The organism is Streptococcus mitis (assembly GCF_002096845.1).
GTDB classification, from domain to species: domain Bacteria; phylum Bacillota; class Bacilli; order Lactobacillales; family Streptococcaceae; genus Streptococcus; species Streptococcus mitis_A.
The window spans coordinates 1-5,201 of the sequence record NZ_NCVK01000046.1 but is presented as its reverse complement, the minus strand read 5'-3'; the positions used below and the strand labels follow the sequence as shown (position 1 = coordinate 5,201).

Below are 5,201 nucleotides of genomic sequence, written 5' to 3'. Positions count from 1 at the left end.
AGCTAAGCGACTTCCATATCTCACAGGGGGCAACCCCCAACTACTTCCGGCGTTCTAGGGCTTAACTTCTGTGTTCGGCATGGGTACAGGTGTATCTCCTAGGCTATCGTCACTTAACTCTGAGTAATACCTACTCAAAATTGAATATCTATTCAAACCAAGAAAACCGTTCGCTTCATATTCTCAGTTACTTTGGATAAGTCCTCGAGCTATTAGTATTAGTCCGCTACATGTGTCGCCACACTTCCACTTCTAACCTATCTACCTGATCATCTCTCAGGGCTCTTACTGATATAAAATCATGGGAAATCTCATCTTGAGGTGGGTTTCACACTTAGATGCTTTCAGCGTTTATCCCTTCCCTACATAGCTACCCAGCAATGCCTTTGGCAAGACAACTGGTACACCAGCGGTAAGTCCACTCTGGTCCTCTCGTACTAGGAGCAGATCCTCTCAAATTTCCTACGCCCGCGACGGATAGGGACCGAACTGTCTCACGACGTTCTGAACCCAGCTCGCGTGCCGCTTTAATGGGCGAACAGCCCAACCCTTGGGACCGACTACAGCCCCAGGATGCGACGAGCCGACATCGAGGTGCCAAACCTCCCCGTCGATGTGAACTCTTGGGGGAGATAAGCCTGTTATCCCCAGGGTAGCTTTTATCCGTTGAGCGATGGCCCTTCCATACGGAACCACCGGATCACTAAGCCCGACTTTCGTCCCTGCTCGAGTTGTAGCTCTCGCAGTCAAGCTCCCTTATACCTTTACACTCTGCGAATGATTTCCAACCATTCTGAGGGAACCTTTGGGCGCCTCCGTTACCTTTTAGGAGGCGACCGCCCCAGTCAAACTGCCCGTCAGACACTGTCTCCGATAGGGATTACCTATCCGGGTTAGAGTGGCCATAACACAAGGGTAGTATCCCAACAACGTCTCCTTCGAAACTGGCGTCCCGATCTCGTAGACTCCTACCTATCCTGTACATGTGGTACAGACACTCAATATCAAACTGCAGTAAAGCTCCATGGGGTCTTTCCGTCCTGTCGCGGGTAACCTGCATCTTCACAGGTACTAAAATTTCACCGAGTCTCTCGTTGAGACAGTGCCCAAATCATTACGCCTTTCGTGCGGGTCGGAACTTACCCGACAAGGAATTTCGCTACCTTAGGACCGTTATAGTTACGGCCGCCGTTTACTGGGGCTTCAATTCATACCTTCGCTTGCGCTAAGCACTCCTCTTAACCTTCCAGCACCGGGCAGGCGTCACCCCCTATACATCATCTTACGATTTAGCAGAGAGCTGTGTTTTTGATAAACAGTTGCTTGGGCCTATTCACTGCGGCTGACTTAAAGTCAGCACCCCTTCTCCCGAAGTTACGGGGTCATTTTGCCGAGTTCCTTAACGAGAGTTCTCTCGCTCACCTGAGGCTACTCGCCTCGACTACCTGTGTCGGTTTGCGGTACGGGTAGAGTATGTTTAAACGCTAGAAGCTTTTCTTGGCAGTGTGACGTCACTAACTTCGCTACTAAACTTCGCTCCCCATCACAGCTCAATGTTATAGATATAAGCATTTGACTCATACCACACCTCACTGCTTAGACAGACTCTTCCAATCGTCTGCTTTAGTTAGCCTACTGCGTCCCTCCATCACTACATACTCTAGTACAGGAATATCAACCTGTTGTCCATCGGATACACCTTTCGGTCTCTCCTTAGGTCCCGACTAACCCAGGGCGGACGAGCCTTCCCCTGGAAACCTTAGTCTTACGGTGGACAGGATTCTCACCTGTCTTTCGCTACTCATACCGGCATTCTCACTTCTATGCGTTCCAGCACTCCTCACGGTACACCTTCTTCACACATAGAACGCTCTCCTACCATACCTATAAAGGTATCCACAGCTTCGGTAAATTGTTTTAGCCCCGGTACATTTTCGGCGCAGGGTCACTCGACTAGTGAGCTATTACGCACTCTTTGAATGAATAGCTGCTTCTAAGCTAACATCCTAGTTGTCTGTGCAACCCCACATCCTTTTCCACTTAACAATTATTTTGGGACCTTAGCTGGTGGTCTGGGCTGTTTCCCTTTCGACTACGGATCTTAGCACTCGCAGTCTGACTGCCGACCATAATTCATTGGCATTCGGAGTTTATCTGAGATTGGTAATCCGGGATGGACCCCTCACCCAAACAGTGCTCTACCTCCAAGAATCTCTAATGTCGACGCTAGCCCTAAAGCTATTTCGGAGAGAACCAGCTATCTCCAAGTTCGTTTGGAATTTCTCCGCTACCCACAAGTCATCCAAGCACTTTTCAACGTGCCCTGGTTCGGTCCTCCAGTGCGTCTTACCGCACCTTCAACCTGCTCATGGGTAGGTCACATGGTTTCGGGTCTACGTCATGATACTAATTCGCCCTATTCAGACTCGGTTTCCCTACGGCTCCGTCTCTTCAACTTAACCTCGCATCATAACGTAACTCGCCGGTTCATTCTACAAAAGGCACGCTCTCACCCATTAACGGGCTCGAACTTGTTGTAGGCACACGGTTTCAGGTTCTATTTCACTCCCCTCCCGGGGTGCTTTTCACCTTTCCCTCACGGTACTGGTTCACTATCGGTCACTAGGGAGTATTTAGGGTTGGGAGATGGTCCTCCCAGATTCCGACGGGATTTCGCGTGTCCCGCCGTACTCAGGATACTGCTAGGTACAAAGACTATTTTAAATACGAGGCTATTACTCTCTTTGGCTGATCTTCCCAAATCATTCTTCTATAATCTTTGAGTCCACATTGCAGTCCTACAACCCCGAAGAGTAAACTCTTCGGTTTGCCCTCCTGCCGTTTCGCTCGCCGCTACTAAGGCAATCGCTTTTGCTTTCTCTTCCTGCAGCTACTTAGATGTTTCAGTTCACTGCGTCTTCCTCCTCACATCCTTAACAGATGCGGGTAACAGGTAGTACCTGTTGGGTTCCCCCATTCGGAAATCCCTGGATCATCGCTTACTTACAGCTACCCAAGGCATATCGTCGTTTGTCACGTCCTTCTTCGGCTCCTAGTGCCAAGGCATCCACCGTGCGCCCTTATTAACTTAACCTTATTTTTGACCTTTCAGTCATAAACTCTTATTAATACTACAGCGTTTTCGGTTTATTTTCTTGTTACTATTTGATATAGATATTCAATTTTCAATGTGCATTACTTGGTGATCTCTCACCAATGGAGCCTAGCGGGATCGAACCGCTGACCTCCTGCGTGCAAAGCAGGCGCTCTCCCAGCTGAGCTAAGGCCCCACAAGACCTCTCAAGACTAAACAAGACCAATGCGCAGTTCCTTATCCTTAGAAAGGAGGTGATCCAGCCGCACCTTCCGATACGGCTACCTTGTTACGACTTCACCCCAATCATCTATCCCACCTTAGGCGGCTGGCTCCTTACGGTTACCTCACCGACTTCGGGTGTTACAAACTCTCGTGGTGTGACGGGCGGTGTGTACAAGGCCCGGGAACGTATTCACCGCGGCGTGCTGATCCGCGATTACTAGCGATTCCGACTTCATGTAGGCGAGTTGCAGCCTACAATCCGAACTGAGACTGGCTTTAAGAGATTAGCTTGCCGTCACCGGCTTGCGACTCGTTGTACCAGCCATTGTAGCACGTGTGTAGCCCAGGTCATAAGGGGCATGATGATTTGACGTCATCCCCACCTTCCTCCGGTTTATTACCGGCAGTCTCGCTAGAGTGCCCAACTGAATGATGGCAACTAACAATAGGGGTTGCGCTCGTTGCGGGACTTAACCCAACATCTCACGACACGAGCTGACGACAACCATGCACCACCTGTCACCTCTGTCCCGAAGGAAAACTCTATCTCTAGAGCGGTCAGAGGGATGTCAAGACCTGGTAAGGTTCTTCGCGTTGCTTCGAATTAAACCACATGCTCCACCGCTTGTGCGGGCCCCCGTCAATTCCTTTGAGTTTCAACCTTGCGGTCGTACTCCCCAGGCGGAGTGCTTAATGCGTTAGCTACGGCACTAAACCCCGGAAAGGGTCTAACACCTAGCACTCATCGTTTACGGCGTGGACTACCAGGGTATCTAATCCTGTTTGCTCCCCACGCTTTCGAGCCTCAGCGTCAGTTACAAGCCAGAGAGCCGCTTTCGCCACCGGTGTTCCTCCATATATCTACGCATTTCACCGCTACACATGGAATTCCACTCTCCCCTCTTGCACTCAAGTTAAACAGTTTCCAAAGCGTACTATGGTTAAGCCACAGCCTTTAACTTCAGACTTATCTAACCGCCTGCGCTCGCTTTACGCCCAATAAATCCGGACAACGCTCGGGACCTACGTATTACCGCGGCTGCTGGCACGTAGTTAGCCGTCCCTTTCTGGTAAGATACCGTCACAGTGTGAACTTTCCACTCTCACACTCGTTCTTCTCTTACAACAGAGCTTTACGATCCGAAAACCTTCTTCACTCACGCGGCGTTGCTCGGTCAGACTTCCGTCCATTGCCGAAGATTCCCTACTGCTGCCTCCCGTAGGAGTCTGGGCCGTGTCTCAGTCCCAGTGTGGCCGATCACCCTCTCAGGTCGGCTATGTATCGTCGCCTTGGTGAGCCGTTACCCCACCAACTAGCTAATACAACGCAGGTCCATCTGGTAGTGATGCAATTGCACCTTTTAAGCAAATGTCATGCAACATCTACTCTTATGCGGTATTAGCTATCGTTTCCAATAGTTATCCCCCGCTACCAGGCAGGTTACCTACGCGTTACTCACCCGTTCGCAACTCATCCAGAAGAGCAAGCTCCTCCTTCAGCGTTCTACTTGCATGTATTAGGCACGCCGCCAGCGTTCGTCCTGAGCCAGGATCAAACTCTCATTAAAAGTTTGAGTTCTCACTCATTTCTGTCACTGACAGATTTATTGTTTTTTCATTGTTCAGTACTACAACCTTAGTTGTAGTGCCCTGCACATTGGTTCGTCTTGTTCAGTTTTCAAAGGTCTTTGTCACTCACTTCTCTCAAGCGACAACTATATTAGTATATCACAGTCGCTTTCGCTTGTCAACACTTTTTTGAAACTTTTTTAAACTTTTTTTCATCAAGTGTTCCAACCGCAACATACCATAGTCCGTACGGGATTCGAACCCGTGTTACCGCCGTGAAAAGGCGGTGTCTTAACCCCTTGACCAACGGACC

Annotated in this window: 2 tRNA genes and 3 rRNA genes; all 5 read right to left on the bottom strand. The window is 49.7% G+C overall.

Annotated elements, in window-relative coordinates:
• Window position 1: 1 nt before the first annotated feature.
• A 5S ribosomal RNA gene (gene rrf, locus B7695_RS07740) occupies window positions 2–117 on the bottom strand.
• A gap of 75 nt (window positions 118–192) precedes the next feature.
• Window positions 193–3,094, bottom strand: a 23S ribosomal RNA gene (locus tag B7695_RS07735).
• Between the two features lie 123 nt (window positions 3,095–3,217).
• Window positions 3,218–3,290 (bottom strand) — tRNA-Ala (locus tag B7695_RS07730).
• A 51-nt stretch (window positions 3,291–3,341) separates the two neighbouring features.
• Window positions 3,342–4,887 (bottom strand): 16S ribosomal RNA (locus B7695_RS07725).
• Together the 16S, 23S and 5S rRNA genes with 2 tRNA genes alongside form the textbook arrangement of a ribosomal RNA operon.
• A 242-nt stretch (window positions 4,888–5,129) precedes the next feature.
• Window positions 5,130–5,201 (bottom strand) — tRNA-Glu (locus tag B7695_RS07720).